Source organism: Nonomuraea sp. NPDC001684, from assembly GCF_053596515.1.
Genome location: NZ_JBSFGJ010000906.1, coordinates 1 through 1147, shown reverse-complemented (window position 1 = coordinate 1147; position 1147 = coordinate 1). Strand labels below are relative to the sequence as shown.

Annotated in this window: 1 protein-coding gene; it reads right to left on the bottom strand. The window is 73.5% G+C overall.

Going from position 1 to position 1147, the window contains the following annotated elements; genetic code table 11:
- A partial coding sequence (locus ACWCSD_RS52990; RefSeq protein ID WP_449927639.1) for a tetratricopeptide repeat protein occupies positions 1–1002 on the bottom strand: 1002 nt, incomplete at its 3' end.
- Between the last annotated feature and the right edge of the window lie 145 nt (positions 1003–1147).

Genomic DNA, 1147 nt, shown 5'->3' with positions numbered 1-1147 from the left:
CGAGGCGATCAGCTTCTCCGCCTCCCCGATCCGCCCGGCCCCGACGTACGACATGACCGCGTGCACGTCGTTGAAGGCGTAGAACGGCTCGGCCACCAGCGGCGGCCACGCCTCGGCCAGGGCCTGCCAGCGTTCGTGCTGGTCGGAGCCCTCCAGCAGGAGCCGCCAGAGCAGCGCGGCGGCGTCCAGCAGCTCCATGGACGTGCGCCCGCCGGCCAGCGCCGCGTCGTGCACCTCCAGCGCCCGCCGCGTGTCGCCGCTCTCCAGGGCGTAGAGGGCGTAGTGCCACCAGGTGTGGACGTTGAAGAACGTGCCGGTGGACCAGTCGTCCAGGCGGGCGTCGAGGTAGCGCAGGCCCTCGCCGAAGCGGCCCTGCATCTCGTAGGTGTGCACGACCGCGTGGATGCCCCACACGTCGCGCGGGTTGAGCTCGACGGCGCGCAGGCCGACCTGCTCCGAGCGGTCGTAGTGGCCGGCCTCCTCCAGGCCGAAGGCGTACATGCCGAGCAGGTGGCCGAAGTGCCGGTCGTCCTCGTGCCAGGCGGTGAGCGCGCCGCCGATCCGGTCGCGCAGCGAGCGGGCGTCGCCGGTGAAGAAGTCGAGCTGGTGCCCGGCGGCCAGGGCCAGCGCGTCGCGCGGGTGGGCGAGGGTGATCTCGGCGAGCAGCGCGCCGCAGGCGGTCAGGTCGCCGTCGAGCAGCGCCTGGACGGCCGCCACGTGCGCGCGCTCGCGCGGCAGCAGCGACGACTCGTCGGCCCGGCGGCGGAAGGACGCGAACCGGGCCCGCGCGGCACGGGCGCCGGCCGCCTCGGTGGTCAGCAGGTCGAGGTAGGCGGCCAGCACGTTGCCCATCGGGAAGCCGGGGGAGTCGGCCAGCGCGGCGGCCGCCTCGGCGCCGACCTCGGCCCGGAAGTGCAGCAGCTCGTCGATCGCCCGGTCGTAGTGGCGCGCGGCGGCGGCGCTCGCGCCGGACATGGCCAGGCCGTGCTGGTCGGTGGTCACCCGGCCACTGTAACCGCGCGACCGTCGGCGGCTCAGGGCAACGGCACGCCGGCCTCAGAGCTCATTCGTATCCGTACGACCTACCAGACCCCTTGTCCGGATAAGTCACCAGACGTAACGTTTGTGGCCGAACAAGGTGAAGGAG